Source organism: Helicobacter pylori, assembly GCF_009689985.1.
GTDB classification, from domain to species: Bacteria; Campylobacterota; Campylobacteria; order Campylobacterales; family Helicobacteraceae; genus Helicobacter; species Helicobacter pylori_CG.
Window position 1 is genome coordinate 19,763 of sequence record NZ_QBAW01000009.1, and the last position, 15,131, is coordinate 34,893.

The following is a 15,131-nucleotide window of genomic DNA, read 5'->3' on the forward strand; positions in this document are numbered from 1 at the left end:
ATTATTCTTAAAAATCCGCTTTCTCTTTCTTTCTCTCTCTCTCTCTAGTCAGCCGTTTTATCTTTTCACCCCCATATAAACCCATACCCATATAAACCCATATTTTAGGGATTTTTGCGTCTTGTTTAGATTTTAATTTTTAATTTTAAAGGATTGGTAATGATTTTATGCACACAGACGAATTTTGTGGAGTTTTTAGAACAGGTTTTAGAAGTTTTAAAAGAAGTGGAGATTGATAAAACAGAATGCTCTACTCTTTTAGCAAGCATTCAAAAACAACAGCTTGTGATACCCGTTGTGGGGAATTTTAGCGCAGGCAAAAGCACGCTATTAAACCGCTTTTTAGGCAGTAGCGTTTTGCCTACCGGTATCACGCCAGAGACTTCTTTAGCCACTGAGTTGCACTATAGCGCTAACGAACGCATAGAGGCTTTTTCAAACAATGATGAAAAAACAGAGAGTTTTGAACTGAATGAGCAAAGTTTTGAAGTGATTAAAGACAATGCCACGAAGTATTCCTACCTTAAGGTTTATTTGAATAATGAAGCCCTAAAAGATAGCACGCCTTTGGTGTTTGTGGATATGCCAGGCTTTGATAGCCCCATTTCAAGCCACACCCATGCCATTTTGGAATATTTAGAAAGGGGCGTGCATTTTGTCATTCTCACAAGCGTAGAAGAGGGCAACCTTACTAAACGCATGGTTAGGGAATTAAAAAACCTTTTAGAGTTTGACAAAGGCCTTAGCTTTATTTTGAGTAAAACGAATTTAAGGACGCTTTCGCAAGTGGGAGAAATCTCTCACTACATTCAAGATCAAATCCAAGATCACCTTGATTTGACAACGCATCTTATTTATTCTAATAAAGACAATAACGCTCTTTTAGAGGTAGCGGATAAAATAGACGCTGAAAAGCTTTTTAGCGCTTTGTATTTGAAACGATTGAAGTTTTTAAATTCCCAGTTACAAAACAGCTTAAAAAGCGTGATTAAAAGCTTTGATTATTCTAAAGAAAAGGCTTTAGAAGAAATACAAGCGTTGGATTTGGGCGTTAAAGACATTGAAAAAACCTATGAAAAATTAAGGGCTAATTTAGAAGAAGAATATTCTAGCGTGGCTGTGGGATCGGTGGTTAAAAAAGTGGTAGAAGAGGTCAGGGAGCAAAAATCCTATTTAGCCTCTTTAACCAACAAGCCTAACGAGTTCAATAGCGAAATAGAAAGCATCATGCAACAAAGCTTGATCAAAAACGCTAAATTAGAGATTGAAAAGATCAATCTTTCTTTTTCAAAAGATTTTGGCACCGAATTTGCAAGCTTGAACAACACACAGCTTTCTAGCGGCTTGTCTGTAAATTTAGAGCATAGCCTTGAATTAGGGATCAACGCCTTAAGCGTGATCTTAGCCAAGAACCCGGTTACAAGACCCTTCGCGCTGATCTTACAAGGGTTAAAACCTCTTTTAAAAGAATTATTGACCTTGTTGCCTAATATCATCGCTTCATTCTTTAAAAATGAGGAAAAAGAGAGGGCGAAATTAGAAAATCTGATTGAAGCAAAAGTGATACCAGAGGTCCAATACAATCTTAAAAAAGTTTTACCGGGCTTGTTTAATGAATGCTTGGAAAATTCCCTAAAAGGTTTAAAAGATCGGTGCGAATTAGAAATCACGCATAAAAAACAAGAAATCGCGCTCGCTCAAAAAGAAAAAGAAAAACACTTAAACGATTTAGAAAATCAAAAACAAATCTTAGAAAACAAGATCAACGCTTTAAGCGATCTAGAACAACAATATTTAAAGGATTAATAATGAACGCTCAAGAACTCATTAAAAAAAGCGCTTTAGTTGAAAAAACGCTACAAGAACAAGGCTTGCAAGAAAGAGCTAGGCCTTTTATCAGCGATAACGCTATGATCAAAACCGAAGAGTTGGAAAAAACGCTAAAAGAGTTGCAAAATACAAATAGGGATCTTAAGGTCGGTATCATCGGGCGCGTGAAAGCGGGCAAAAGCTCGCTCTTAAACGCTTTGATTTTTGAGGGTGTAGAGGTTTTACCCAAAGCGGCAACGCCCATGACGGCTAGCCTTACCATTTTAAAATACGCCAAAACCTTGAGCGCTGAAGTGGAGTTTTATAGCCCAAAGGATATTGCAGAGCTTAAAAACGAACATGAACGGTATGTAAGGGAGTTTAACAAAATTGTTGATGAAGAAGTCAAAAAACAAAAAGAAAAACAGAGTCTTTCAAACAGAGCTAAAGAGAGATTTAGGAATGTTGGCAACATGCTTAACAGAAATAAAAGCGATGAAGCGCCCAAAGAGAGGGTTTTAAGCGATGAAGAAATAGTAAAAAAGGCTGAAAGGATCGCTAAAGATAAATTAAAAGGGGACGAAAAACTCGTTTCATCATACGATCAATACGAAAAAATGAAAAAAAGCGGATCGCTCAACACGGAAAAATTGGATCCGCGCATTCAAGCCAATAGCTTACAAGATCTGAATCAAAAATTGCTCCAATTCGTGGGTGCGGACGGGAAGTATATGCCCTACACTAAAGCGGTGCAAATTTCTTTGAATAACCCCAATCTTAAAGATTTGGAAGTGATTGACACCCCGGGCGTGAACGATCCGATTGCCTCAAGAGAAGAGCGCACCAAAGCCTTATTGAAAGATTGCGATGTGGTGTTTATTGTAAGCCCTTCTGGTCAGTTTTTAACGGAGAGCGATATGAGTTTGTTTGACAGGGTTTCTAACAAAGAAGGCCTTCAAGAAATTTATTTTGTGGCAAGCCAAGCCGACAGCGCTGTTCTTTCTATGAGTGAAGTGGAAAAATCTGGCCATCATCTCCCTACAGCCTTAGAAAATGCGCAAAAAGCCCTTTCATCTCAATTAAATAATATCATGGAAAAGTTGATTGAAAACTACCCTAACCAACGAGGGATTTTTGAAAAAGCAATCAAAAATGGCGTCATTCTGGCTTCAGGGGTTTGCTTTAGCATGTATAAAGATTTAACAACCAAGCTTCTTGGGAAAGAAACCAAAAAACAGAAGAGTATCACAATGCCTTACGGAATTTAAGAGATTTTTACCCTGACGCTTTTAATAGCGATGATAAGTCTAAAGAAAGCTTATTGTTTTTAAGCAATATGAGCGCGATTGAAGAGCGTTTAGAAAAAGCCGAAAAAGAGAAAGAAAAAATCATGTCTCAAAAATGGCAAGATTATGTGCAAGGCCAAGCAAAGAACCTCCATTCATTAATAGTGCAGTTGTTGCAAGATTTGGAAGAAGAAAAAAAGAGGGTTAAAAACGCTGATATTAGCGCTATCAAAGAGCAGATAAAGACTTATGAAAACCTTTCTGGTAACATTGACATGAAGTTTAGGGAAGCGTATGAAGAATTTATCTTGCATTTCATCAAAAATATTAGAGCTGGCTTGGAAGAAACATTGAAGAAAGCTATCCAAACGGCTAAAACGCGCTCTAGAGAAGAAGAGAAAGAAGAGCGTTATATTGAAAGAGTGAAGCAAGGCGGTGCTTGGGGGAGCTTTAAAAGGAATTTTTTATTTTGGGCTGATGATGATGCGGGCTATAATGAAGTAGAACGCACAAGAGCAACCATTAAGGCCGGAGCGGTGCTTGATTATTTGACAGAGATGCATGAACGCTGCGAAGGAGCTTTGAATGACAGCGCTAATTCTTTTAAAGTCGTTTTTAGAAAAGAACTCTACGCTAAAGTTTTTTCTCAATTGCGTGAAATCATCTCTGATGATTTGATTGATGAGGTGGCTTTCAGAAAAAGCGTGCATGCTGTCTTGGATCGCATTGAATTTAAGGAGTTTGATTACACTGATAAGCTTCCTAGCGAGATAAGGGGGAAAACGGGTAATTTAAAAGGCGATGAAGCTAATGCTTTCATACAAAGCGTGGGGAATTATGTGAGGAATTTTGAAGCTGAGACTAAAAAAGATGTGAAAGGCTATATCCAAGGTTTAAGAGAGAGTTTAGAAAAGCAAAATTTCGCCAGCGACACGCTTCAAAAACTTAAAGAAAACATGCAAAATTTGCACAATCAAGTCCAAAACAAAGAACAATCCATCGCTCAATTAGATGCGCAAATCAAGGCTTTAAAAGAGATTCAATGAGTGTTAATTTTTTTAATGACAAATTTAGTGCGGCTGAAAACCACCACAATACAGAGGGTTTAAAAGAACGCTACGATCTAATCGCTCGTATTTTAAACGCTAAAACAAACAATGAAGGGCTAGAAGAATACCAGCAAATCTTAGACAACGAGTTTTTAGAGTTCGCTAGCGGCGTGGATTCGCTCAAAGAAAAGGAAATAGCGTTACTGATGCTCCAAGAAATTCAAAAAGAATTGCAATTAGTAGCGAGCTACCCTAGTTTGTTCCAAAAAACCATCGTTGCGGTGGGGGGAGGGTTTAGCACGGGCAAATCCACTTTTTTAAACAATTTGTTGGGCTTGAAATTAAAACTCCCTGAAGACATGAATCCCACCACGGCTATCCCCACTTATTGCTTAAAGGGTAAAAAAGAAGTTTTAATGGGGTTTTCTCAAAATGGAGGCATGGTGGAATTACCACATCTCGCTTTTGATCATCAGTTTTTAAAATCCCTTGGCTTTAATTTGAAAGAAATCATGCCTTTCATGCTTTTGAGCGCTCCTAGCGTGCCTTTTGAATTTTTATGCTTCATAGACACGCCCGGTTATGACTCCGCCGATCAAGGCTATACGGATGGGGACAAAGAAGCCTCTAAGGAATCCCTAAAGCACGCCAAACACATTTTATGGCTCGTTAGTTGCGAGCGTGGGGGTATTGAAAGCGATGATTTAGAGTTTTTGCAAGAATTATATGAAGAAGAAGGCAAGCAGGTTTTTATCGTATTGAGTAGGGCTGATAGGCGCACCAAAAGCCAGTTAGAAGAAGTCGCTATTAAAATCAGAGAAACTTTAAAAGATAATGGCATTGAGTTTTTAGGGATTTGTGCTTACAGCTCTACAAGGTATCAAGAATACAAAGAGTTCAGCGAAAAAAGCAAAGTTTTTGACTCGCTTGAGGAATTTTTAAAAAAGTTAAATCAAAGGAGCGAAAAACAAAACGAAATTTTAGAATCTTTATACGAGGTGCATGGGATGTATGAAAAGGCTATTAAGCAAGACGCTAGCCAATTCAAACGCTACCAAAAGGCTTTGCATTCTGTCAAACTGGATTTGATGCAAAAAGGCTTTGATGACTTCAGCAATAAAATTTTTAGAAGAATTGAGAATTTAGAAAAAGAATTTTCCGAGCAAGAGCGATTCAAAAGAGAGAGTTTAGCGCGATTGAACGGAGTGATTGACTTGTTTAAAGAAAGTATTGATAAGGTTTTTGATCGTGTGAGCGCTTTCACTTGGGAAAAATACAAAGCAGAAAACGACGACGAAGAGGACGAAGAAGAAAACTACAGGGAATTTGAAGAAATCAAAGAAATGGCACTGTATTTTAGGGATCGCAGTTTGTTTTATTTGGATTGGTATGAATTGAGCCAAGAAAAAATCCAAGAACATAGAGATTCGATAGATGAAGATAATAAACTGCTCCAATTAGACTATTCTTTAAAAAACTTGTCAAGGCTCAAAAGATACAAAGAAAAAAATAATGAAGTTTATCAAGAGTCTTTAAACAATGAGAGGCTTCAAAATAATTTGCGAAAGTGGAGGGATTTAAAAAACACACCGACAGAACAAAACAAAAGAGAATTTGAAGAAATCAAAAAAATGGTGTTGTATTTTAGGGATCGCAGTTTGTTTTATTTGGATTGGTATGAATTGAGCCAAGAAGAAATCCAAAAAGAAAGAGATAGCATGGATTATGATAATGAACTGCTCCAATTAGACTATTCTTTAAAAAATTTGTTAAGGCTTAAAGGATACAAAGAAAACAATAAGGAATTTTATCAAGAGTGTTTAAACGATGAGGAGCTTCAAAACGATTTGCGGGAGTGGAGGAGAACAAAAAATCAACAAAATAACAATAAAGCTTTCAATACGAATGATACGAATTTATTTGAAACTATTCGGGCAGTTATTGCTGAGCAGTTGAACATAGATGCATCACAAGTTACGCCAGAAGCGAAATTTGTGAAGGATTTGGGTGTGGACTCTTTAGATATCGTGGAATTAATCATGGCGTTAGAAGAAAGGTTTGGCATTGAGATTCCTGATGAGCAAGCGGAAAAAATCGTCAATGTGGGCGATGTAATGAGATATATTGAGAAACAACTAATTTAACGCTTTTTAATTTTAAAATATTATTTAATATGTATATGTTTTAATCAAAGACAGCGTTTTGAATGTAAGGGCTATTTTAAACTTATTATTGTAAAATGGTGAGTTTTACAATCAATGAGATTAGGAATTTAATGGAAATTGCAGTATTTGGTGGCGGGGCGTGGGGGAGGGCTTTAGCCTTTGCTTTTGGAGAAAAGAGTGAAGTCAAAATCATTTCAAGGCGCGATTTAAACGAGCCGTTAAAAAAGCTCAATGACGCTTTGATTTCTAAAGGTTCTGCCCCCATAGAGCAAGTGGATTTACAAAGAGGCTTAAAAGCAAGGCTCTATGTCATCGCTATTAGTGTGCAGCATCTAAGGGAATGGTTTCAAAACGCTTCTTTACCCAAAAACGCTAAGGTTTTAATCGCTTCTAAAGGGATAGAGGTTTTAAACAGGGCGTTTGTGAGCGAGATTGCAAAGGATTTTATCGATCCTAATTCTTTGTGTTTTTTAGCGGGTCCGAGTTTTGCGGCTGAAATCATTCAAGGCCTGCCTTGCGCGTTAGTCATTCATTCTAATAACCAGGCTTTAGCGCTAGAATTTGCCAATAAAACCCCCTCTTTTATCAGAGCCTACGCCCAACAAGACATCATAGGGGGTGAAATCGCTGGCGCGTATAAAAATGTGATAGCCATTGCTGGGGGGGTTTGTGATGGTTTGAAATTAGGCAATAGCGCTAAAGCGAGTTTATTGTCTAGAGGTTTGGTGGAAATGCAGCGTTTTGGGGCGTTCTTTGGGGGCAAGACGGAGACTTTTTTAGGGCTTTCTGGGGCTGGGGATTTGTTTTTAACCGCTAATTCTATTTTATCTAGGAATTATCGTGTGGGTTTGGGGCTAGCCCAAAACAAGCCTTTAGAGATGGTTTTAGAAGAATTAGGCGAAGTGGCTGAAGGGGTGAAAACGACCAACGCCATTGTGGAAATCGCTAGAAAATACGGCATTTATACGCCCATTGCGAGCGAATTAGCCTTGCTTTTAAAGGGTAAGAGTGTGCTAGAGAGCATGAACGATTTGATCAGACGCGCTTAAAAGGAAAGAGAGCATGCAAGATTTTTCAAGTTTATTATTAAAATTACAAGAGTATTGGAAGAATCAAGGCTGTTTGGTGATCCAGCCTTATGATATTCCTGCAGGAGCTGGGACATTCCACCCGGCCACGCTTTTAAGGAGTTTGGATAAAAAGCCGTGGAATGTGGCGTATGTCGCGCCCTCTAGAAGGCCTACTGATGGGCGCTATGGGGAAAACCCTAACCGCTTGGGGAGTTATTACCAATTCCAAGTGGTCATCAAGCCAAGCCCTTCTAATATCCAAGAACTCTATTTAAAAAGCTTAGAAGTGTTAGGGATAAACCTTAATGAGCATGATATACGATTTGTAGAAGACAATTGGGAGAGTCCGACTTTAGGGGCATGGGGGCTTGGCTGGGAGGTGTGGCTTGATGGCATGGAAGTTACGCAATTCACTTATTTCCAGCAAGTGGGGGGCATTCCTTGCAACCCTATCCCTGTAGAAATCACTTACGGCTTAGAAAGATTGGCGATGTATGTCCAAAAAGTGGAAAATATCCTAGAGATTGAATGGGCTAAAAAAGATCATGACAGCGTGAATTACGCGCAAGTGCATTTAGAAAGCGAATACGAATTTAGCAAGTATCATTTTGAAATAGCGAGCGTGAAAAGGCTGTTAGAAATGTTTAAAAACGCACAAGCTGAAGCCTTGCATTGCTTGGAAAACAAGCTCCCGCTACCCGCTTATGATTTTGTGATGCTATGCTCGCATTTTTTCAATGTTTTAGACGCTAGAAAAGCGATTTCGGTGGCTGAAAGGCAAAATTATATTTTACAAATCAGGGATTTGGCAAAAGGGTGTGCCGTTCTTTATAAAGAGCAAGAAGAAGAGAGAGAAAAGCGCCTAAAAAACGCTTTAACAAAGGCTTAAAATGGCGTTAGTTAAGGAAGTGTTGGAAGTTTTAGAGTGCCTTTCGCCTTTTGAACTTCAAGAATCATGGGATAATAGCGGGTTGAATGTGGGGAGTGAAAATCATGAGTTTAGCCAGATCATCGCATGCTTAGAAATCACGCTTAAAATCGCTCTAAACGCTCCCAAAAACGCCCTAATCATCACGCACCACCCTTTAATTTTCAAGCCCTTAAAAACGCTTAATGATGAGGCTTATCCGGGTAATATTTTAAAAATCTTAATCCAAAAAAACATTTCAGTCATTAGCATGCACACGAATTTTGACAAAACGCATTTAAACAAGCATTTCGCTAGCACGCTTTTAGGGTTTGATGGCTTGATGGAAAAAGGCCTTATGTTAGTGAAAGAAAATGTTAATATGGAATTTGATGCGTTGGTAAAAAAAATCAAATCTTCTTTAGGGGTAGGATCATTGGCGTGTGTCAAAAGTTCTCCAATCATTAAAGATTTAGCGTTTGTGTGCGGATCGGGAGCGTCCATGTTCTCTTCTTTAAAAGCACAAAGCTGTTTGGTTACAGGCGATGTGAAATACCATGACGCTATGATCGCTCAATCTTTAGGGATAAGCCTGATTGACGCCACGCATTATTATAGCGAAAGGGGTTTTGCGCTGATTGTGGCTGAAATTTTGCATTCTTTCAATTATTTGGTTACAATAGAGAATTTTAAAAACCCCTTGCAAATCATTTAAAGGAAAGCGATGAACACCCACCTCAAACAATTGATTGAAATTTCGCATTTGGATAAAGAAATTGACTCCCTAGAGCCATTGATCAGAGAAAAACGGAAAGACTTGGATAAAGCCTTGAATGATAAAGAAGCTAAAAATAAAGCGATCTTGAATTTAGAAGAGGAAAAATTAGCCCTAAAATTACAGGTTTCTAAGAACGAGCAAACCTTACAAGACGCAAACGCTAAAATCGCCAGTATCCAAAAGAAAATGAGCGAGATCAAATCCGAAAGGGAATTGCGCTCTTTAAACATTGAAGAAGATATTGCTAAAGAGCGATCCAACCAGGCCAACAGAGAAATTGAAAACCTGCAAAATGAAATCAAGCACAAAAGCGAAAAACAAGAGGATTTGAAAAAAGAAATGCTAGAGCTTGAAAAATTGGCGCTAGAATTGGAAAGTTTAGTGGAAAACGAAGTCAAAAACATCAAAGAAACCCAACAAATCATCTTTAAAAAGAAAGAAGAACTCGTGGAAAAAACCGAGCCTAAAATCTATAGCTTTTATGAAAGGATTAGAAGATGGGCGAAAAACACGAGCATTGTAACGATCAAAAAACAGGCTTGTGGGGGTTGTTTCATTAGGTTGAACGATAAGATTTATACCGAAGTGCTAACGAGTGGGGATATGATCACTTGCCCGTATTGTGGGCGTATTTTATACGCTGAGGGCGCGTATGAAAACAGTGCTCAACCTCCAAAAGAAAGCCAAGAAGAAAGCCAAGAATTAGTTTGATTGTTTAAGTTTTTCTACCTTTTATTTTTAACTTTGGGGCATCTTTTTGGTGTGCCTTTCATCTTTTTTTGGAGTTTTAAAGAAAAATACCGCCATTCTTTAAAAGCTCGTTTTTTCCTCAAAGACAATTTTTTAAAAAGCGAGCCGATTTTTTGGTTTCATGCATGCTCTTATGGGGAGGTCAAATCCTTAGAGCCAATCATTCAAGCTTTAAAAGAGCCGATTTTAATTAGCGTTACCACTAATACCGGTTTTGAATTAGCCGCTCAAACTTACCGGCATTTGGAGCATATAGAAGTGCGTTACCTGCCTTTTGAAACCCTATTATTTGCATGGAAAAAAAATTTAAAACGCTTAAAAACTTTGGTGGTTACAGAAGCGGAATTGTGGTTTAATGTGTTTGATACGGCTCAAAAATTAGGGGCAAAAACCATGCTCATTAACGCTAGGATTAGCGTTCGTTCTTACCCTAAATACCAGCGTTTTTCTTTTTTTTATGAGCTTTTATTCAAACGCATTGATTTGGTTTTAGCGCAAAGCAAGGACGATAAAAAGCGCTTGTTGAATCTAGGGGCAAAAAAAGTGGTGGATTTTTTGAATATCAAGCGTTTTTCAAAGCCTGTAATCGCTTCGTTTTACCCTAAAGACCCAAGCGCTTTAAACATTGTTTTAGCCAGCACGCATGAGGGCGAAGAGGAATTAGGGTTAAAAGCGTTTTTGGAGTTCAAAAAGACTTTTAAAAACGCAAGGCTTTTTGTTGTGCCACGCCACCCTGAGCGTTTTAAAAGCGTGCAGAATTTATTGCAAGATGTTTTAAAAACGACTCGTTTTAGTTTGGAGTGTTTTTCTTCAAAAGGTTTTGTGGAATGCGATATTTTGTTAGTGGATCGCTTGGGGGAATTGAATAACTTCTACAAAATCGCAGATATTGTCATTTTAGGGGGTTCGTTTGTCAAAATGGGGGGGCATAACCCTTTAGAGCCGGCGTTTTTTAATGCGCGCTTGATCACAGGGGAGTATATTTTCAACCAAGTAGCGTTGTTTGAATTAATCAAGCCTTACAAAATCGTTCAAAAAGAGGATCTGTTAGACGCTCTTTTAGATTACAAAAATTTAGGCGTGGCGCGTTTTTTAGAAAACGGGCATGATTTAAACGAATTGCTCGCATTCATTAAACATTAAAAAGGATAAAAAATAAGGATAAACATGGAAAAAGCTTATAAAATATTGAGCGTTCAAGAAAACATTTCGCATAAAAAAGCCAAAGCTTTGATTGATTTGGGGTTAGTGAGTGTAGGGGGGAAAAAATTGATGGTCGCCAGAAAAGAATTGCCCAAAAACACGCATTTTAGCGTCCAAAAGGTTGAAAAACCCAGCGTGATTTTTGAAGATGAAAACATTCTAGCCCTTTTTAAACCTCCCTTTATAGAGAGCTATGATTTAGTTTCTTTTTTCAAAGGTTGGGTTTTGTTGCACCGCTTGGATAAAGAAACAAGCGGGGTGATTTTATTGGTGAAAGAAAATTCAGAATTCCATTTAAAAGCGAAAAAGGCTTTTAAAGACAGGGCGGTTAAAAAGGAGTATTTAGCGCTCGCTCAAGGCATTATAGAAGAAGAGCAAGAAATTAACGCTCCCATTCTCACGATTAAAACCACTAAAGCTTTCAGTAAAATCTCTAAAAAAGGGCAAGAAGCGGTTACGATAATCACGCCTTTAAAAATCATCAATAAAAAAACCCTTTTAAAAGTGGGAATCAAAACCGGAAGAACGCATCAAATCAGAATCCATTTAAAGCATATCAACCACCCCATTATAGGCGATACGCTTTATAATAATGAGCCAGGTTCAGCCAAACGCTTGATGCTCCATGCGCATAAAATCTCGTTATTGGGGTATGAATTTGAAGCGATCCCCCCTAAAGAATTTGAATTTTAAGGATTGATCATGAACGCTTGGAATACGATTTATGATCAATTTAACCCTATCGCTTTTAGTCTTGGCAGTATTGAAGTGCATTGGTATGGTTTGGCGTATGCGTGCGCGATTGTTACCGCTTTTTATATGGCGTTAAGAATGATCCAAAAAGACCCCAAGCGATTCCCCATTGAAAAGAAGGAATTTGAGAGTTATTTTCTATGGGCGGAGCTTGGCATCGTGCTAGGGGCAAGGGTAGGATACATTCTGATTTATGAGCCTAATTCCAGCTATTATTTGACGCATTTTTGGCAAATCTTTAACCCTTTTGATAGCAATGGGGATTTTGTAGGCATTCGTGGGATGAGCTATCATGGGGGGTTGGTGGGGTTTTTGATCGCTTCGTATCTTTATAGCCGTAAGGATTTAAAAAAGCTTTTGATTTATTTGGATTTGATTGCGATTAGCCTGCCTTTAGGGTATGTTTTTGGGAGGATTGGGAATTTTTTAAATCAGGAGCTTGTGGGGAGAATTGTCCCCAAAGACAGCCATTTAGGGCAAATCATAGGCATTATGGTGGATAATGAATTGCGCTATCCTAGCCAATTGATTGAAGCGTTTTTAGAGGGGGTTATTGTGTTTTTAATGGTGCTGTGGGCTAAAAAACACACCAAAACGCATGGGTTGCTTATTGTGGTTTATGGCTTGGGGTATTCCTTGATGCGCTTTATTGCGGAATTTTACAGAGAGCCAGATAGCCAAATGGGGGTTTATTTTTTAAATTTGAGCATGGGGCAGATTTTAAGCTTGCTTATGGTAATTGTTTCGTTAGGGATTTTATTGTATGCTACGAAAAATTCTAAAAAAATAAAGGAAAATCAATGAAATTTTTGGATCAAGAAAAAGAAGACAATTACTAAATGAGCGCCATTCTTGCAAGATGTTTGACAGCCATTATGAGTTCTCTAGCGAAGAATTAGAAGAAATCGCTGAAATCGCCAGACTATCGCCAAGCTCTTACAACACGCAGCCATGGCGTTTTGTGATGGTTACTAATAAGGATTTAAAAAAACAAATTGCAGCGCACAGCTATTTTAATGAAGAAATGATTAAAAGCGCTTCAGCGTTAATGGTGGTATGCCCTTTAAGATCTAGCGAGTTGTTACCACACAGCCACTACATGCAAAATCTCTATCCGGAGTCTTATAAGGTTAGAGTGATCCCGTCTTTTGCTCAAATGCTTGGCGTGAGATTCAACCACAGCATGCAAAAATTAGAAAGCTATATTTTAGAGCAATGCTATATCGCTGTGGGGCAAATTTGCATGGGCGTGAGCTTAATGGGATTGGATAGTTGCATTATTGGAGGCTTTGATCCTTTAAAAGTGGGCGAGATTTTAGAAGAGCGTATCAATAAGCCTAAAATCGCATGTTTGATCGCATTGGGTAAGAGGGTGGCAGAAGCGAGCCAAAAATCACGAAAATCAAAAGTTGATACGATTACTTGGTTGTGATTAAACAAAATCAAAAACTTTTTAACTATAATCAAACCTAAAATTAAAGTTTAAGGAGTGGCATTTTGTTTAAAAGAATGGTTTTAATCGCTCTTTTAGGGGTGTTTTCAAGCGTTTCATTAAGCGCTAAGAGTATTTTAAGAGATGATGGGATTTTAGTCTCTGATTTAAAGGGCATGAAATCAGAATTGTCTGATGCTCCTGCTTGGGTTTTTGAAGACCCTAAAGTCCCTTATGAAGAGATGGGCGTGGCGTATATCCCTGTTAGTAATAAATATTTAGGGATTGAGCAAGCGACTTTAAACGCTAAATTGAACTTGATTGTGGTTTTTCATGAAATCATGATAAAGTATAAAAAACGCTTCATGGAGCAATTCCATGAGTCCGAGCAAACGACTACGAATATCAGCTACGCTATCTATAATTACCTAGCGACTAAGATTCAGGTAGCCGACACTTACACGAATTTAAAATCTGAGGTGGCTGTGGTGAAAATCAAACTAGTGGGTTGCCAGATTGAGCAAATCAAAAGGTATTTAAAAGCGAGCGTTGAAAACCTTAACGATAACGAAATCGCTTATATCGCTAAGGTCGCTCAAAAAGAATTTGGTAGCGTTTGCGCATTAAGGTAGTTTATAGCATTCTAGCGAGCATGTTTAGGGCATGCTCTACGCTTTTATTTTGAATGCTTTCTCTGTCCCCTTCAAAAAAACAGCGATCAATTAAAGCTTGAGATCCTAACTTTTGTGCACCGATATAAATCGTGCCTACAGGATTAGCCTTGCTCCCCCCATTAGGGCCAGCCACCCCACTGATCGCAAGCGCTAAATCCACTTTAAAATTTAAAAACACGCCTAGTAGCATTTCTTTCACGCATTCTTCGCTATAAACCCCAAAGACTTTTAAAGTCGTGGCATTGACTTTCAATAATTCGTGCTTAACCTCTTCATTGTAACACACAACACCCCCCATAAAAACCGCTGAAGCCCCGCTAATGGAAGTGAATGCATGCGATAATAACCCCCCAGAGCAGCTTTCAGCCACCGCAATTTTTAAACCTAAAGATTTCAAGCGCTCTATTAAAGCGTTTGCGCTTTTTTTCTGATCGTCTAATTCCACAATATTGGAGTTAAAAAGCGTTTTAAGATAGATTCTTGCTTGTTTGATATTCTCGCCTTTTAATTCAATGCAATCTTCTTTGACTTGAGCGAGAATGTCCAATCGTTTCAATTCTTTTTCAATCAAAATAAAACCGCTCTCATTATCCATATTCAAAAATTTAAATTTCATTTTTAACCTTTCAAAACCCTAAATTCAGCGTGCGCCATAATTCTTCCACTTCTTCTATTTCTAAATCAATCGTACTTTGAGTGCGAAAAAAAGCTTGGATTTTTTCTAAATCCAGGCTTTTAGTTTTCAAACAAGAGGGGTGCGCTAGAATAAACCCTTGCGCTAAAGCGACAGAACGCTCTAATTTTGCATCGCATAAAAAACAAGAATTGTAATTTTGCAAGCGCCCTTCAAAATTCAAAAGCGTGGCATACATTTCTAAAATCACTCTTAAGGGGTGCTGTTTGGAGAGTTTGTTAGCCCCATCATCTAAAGTGTCAAAATAGATACTATCCAAAGAATGCACGCCTTCTAAATGCTTGAACAAGAGGGTGCAAAAGCGTTGCCAAAAAAACAAGCGCTCCATTTCTCTTTCCCAAAGATAGCCTAAATGCAAAATATTCCTTAACTTGGGTAAAAATTTATCATCGTTTTCTTCTTCAAAATCAATTTTACGCCCCACATTCAGCACGCTATGGCGTTTGCCATAGAAACGATAGAGGGTTTTGAGCTGGTTTTTGGTTAAAACGCGCACGATCAAATCTTCATCTCTTATGCTTTGTGTTTGTAAAAGAAACCCTTGCATCACTACTCTTAAGC

The 15,131-nt window shown here is 38.2% G+C and carries 12 protein-coding genes and 2 pseudogenes; 12 read left to right on the forward strand and 2 right to left on the reverse strand.

Annotated elements, in window-relative coordinates:
• Positions 1 to 159: 159 nt before the first annotated feature.
• The 12 genes and pseudogenes from DBU79_RS06490 to DBU79_RS06550 all read left to right on the forward strand — a co-directional run bounded on the left by DBU79_RS06490 (position 160) and on the right by DBU79_RS06550 (position 13,834).
• Positions 160 to 1,806 carry a dynamin-like GTPase family protein gene (locus tag DBU79_RS06490; RefSeq protein WP_154411909.1) on the forward strand — a complete coding sequence of 549 codons (1,647 nt, stop codon included), beginning with the start codon at positions 160 to 162 and terminating at the stop codon, positions 1,804 to 1,806.
• A 2-nt stretch (positions 1,807 to 1,808) separates the two neighbouring features.
• Positions 1,809 to 4,141 (forward strand): annotated as a pseudogene (locus DBU79_RS07805) (dynamin family protein).
• Positions 4,138 to 6,288, forward strand: a complete 2,151-nt coding sequence (gene acpP, locus DBU79_RS06505) for an acyl carrier protein (RefSeq protein ID WP_154411911.1) — start codon at positions 4,138 to 4,140, stop codon at positions 6,286 to 6,288. The pseudogene DBU79_RS07805 and the gene acpP overlap by 4 nt, the downstream one beginning before the upstream one ends.
• A 131-nt stretch (positions 6,289 to 6,419) precedes the next feature.
• Positions 6,420 to 7,358, forward strand: a complete 939-nt coding sequence (locus DBU79_RS06510; RefSeq protein WP_050835648.1) for an NAD(P)H-dependent glycerol-3-phosphate dehydrogenase — start codon at positions 6,420 to 6,422, stop codon at positions 7,356 to 7,358.
• Between the two features lie 13 nt (positions 7,359 to 7,371).
• Positions 7,372 to 8,268, forward strand: coding sequence for a glycine--tRNA ligase subunit alpha (gene glyQ / locus DBU79_RS06515; protein ID WP_154411912.1), 897 nt, complete (start codon positions 7,372 to 7,374; stop codon positions 8,266 to 8,268).
• A gap of 1 nt (position 8,269) precedes the next feature.
• Complete coding sequence (locus DBU79_RS06520) at positions 8,270 to 9,001, forward strand: GTP cyclohydrolase I (protein ID WP_154411913.1); 732 nt, start codon at positions 8,270 to 8,272, stop codon at positions 8,999 to 9,001.
• 9 nt (positions 9,002 to 9,010) lie between these two features.
• Complete coding sequence (locus DBU79_RS06525) at positions 9,011 to 9,775, forward strand: zinc ribbon domain-containing protein (protein ID WP_050850154.1); 765 nt, start codon at positions 9,011 to 9,013, stop codon at positions 9,773 to 9,775.
• Positions 9,776 to 10,957, forward strand: coding sequence for a lipid IV(A) 3-deoxy-D-manno-octulosonic acid transferase (gene waaA / locus DBU79_RS06530; protein WP_154411914.1), 1,182 nt, complete (start codon positions 9,776 to 9,778; stop codon positions 10,955 to 10,957).
• A 24-nt stretch (positions 10,958 to 10,981) separates the two neighbouring features.
• Positions 10,982 to 11,710 carry an RluA family pseudouridine synthase gene (locus tag DBU79_RS06535; protein ID WP_154411915.1) on the forward strand — a complete coding sequence of 243 codons (729 nt, stop codon included), beginning with the start codon at positions 10,982 to 10,984 and terminating at the stop codon, positions 11,708 to 11,710.
• Positions 11,711 to 11,719: 9 nt separating this feature from the next.
• Positions 11,720 to 12,574, forward strand: coding sequence for a prolipoprotein diacylglyceryl transferase (gene lgt / locus DBU79_RS06540; RefSeq protein ID WP_154411916.1), 855 nt, complete (start codon positions 11,720 to 11,722; stop codon positions 12,572 to 12,574).
• A pseudogene (rdxA, locus tag DBU79_RS06545) lies at positions 12,571 to 13,202 on the forward strand (oxygen-insensitive NAD(P)H-dependent oxidoreductase RdxA). Before lgt ends, rdxA begins: the two are co-directional and overlap by 4 nt.
• Before the next feature lie 65 nt (positions 13,203 to 13,267).
• Positions 13,268 to 13,834, forward strand: coding sequence for a hypothetical protein (locus DBU79_RS06550; RefSeq protein WP_154411918.1), 567 nt, complete (start codon positions 13,268 to 13,270; stop codon positions 13,832 to 13,834).
• A 1-nt stretch (position 13,835) separates the two neighbouring features.
• On the opposite strand, the gene DBU79_RS06555 is transcribed toward DBU79_RS06550, so the two are convergent.
• Both DBU79_RS06555 and recO read right to left on the reverse strand, forming a co-directional pair.
• Complete coding sequence (locus DBU79_RS06555) at positions 13,836 to 14,492, reverse strand: CinA family protein (protein ID WP_154411919.1); 657 nt, start codon at positions 14,490 to 14,492, stop codon at positions 13,836 to 13,838.
• A gap of 10 nt (positions 14,493 to 14,502) precedes the next feature.
• Entirely contained in the window at positions 14,503 to 15,117 is a 615-nt protein-coding gene (gene recO, locus DBU79_RS06560) for a recombination protein RecO (RefSeq protein ID WP_156544415.1), read from the reverse strand.
• Positions 15,118 to 15,131: the final 14 nt, after the last annotated feature.

Bases quoted from the DNA above. Each gene is read 5' to 3' on its own strand.
- DBU79_RS06525 (WP_050850154.1), top strand. From the start codon at position 9,011: ATGAACACCCACCTCAAACAATTGATTGAAATTTCGCATTTGGATAAA.
- lgt (WP_154411916.1), top strand. From the start codon at position 11,720: ATGAACGCTTGGAATACGATTTATGATCAATTTAACCCTATCGCTTTT.
- recO (WP_156544415.1), bottom strand. From the start codon at position 15,117: ATGCAAGGGTTTCTTTTACAAACACAAAGCATAAGAGATGAAGATTTG.
- DBU79_RS06535 (WP_154411915.1), top strand. From the start codon at position 10,982: ATGGAAAAAGCTTATAAAATATTGAGCGTTCAAGAAAACATTTCGCAT.
- DBU79_RS06510 (WP_050835648.1), top strand. From the start codon at position 6,420: ATGGAAATTGCAGTATTTGGTGGCGGGGCGTGGGGGAGGGCTTTAGCC.
- DBU79_RS06555 (WP_154411919.1), bottom strand. From the start codon at position 14,492: ATGAAATTTAAATTTTTGAATATGGATAATGAGAGCGGTTTTATTTTG.
- DBU79_RS06520 (WP_154411913.1), top strand. From the start codon at position 8,270: ATGGCGTTAGTTAAGGAAGTGTTGGAAGTTTTAGAGTGCCTTTCGCCT.
- acpP (WP_154411911.1), top strand. From the start codon at position 4,138: ATGAGTGTTAATTTTTTTAATGACAAATTTAGTGCGGCTGAAAACCAC.
- glyQ (WP_154411912.1), top strand. From the start codon at position 7,372: ATGCAAGATTTTTCAAGTTTATTATTAAAATTACAAGAGTATTGGAAG.
- DBU79_RS06490 (WP_154411909.1), top strand. From the start codon at position 160: ATGATTTTATGCACACAGACGAATTTTGTGGAGTTTTTAGAACAGGTT.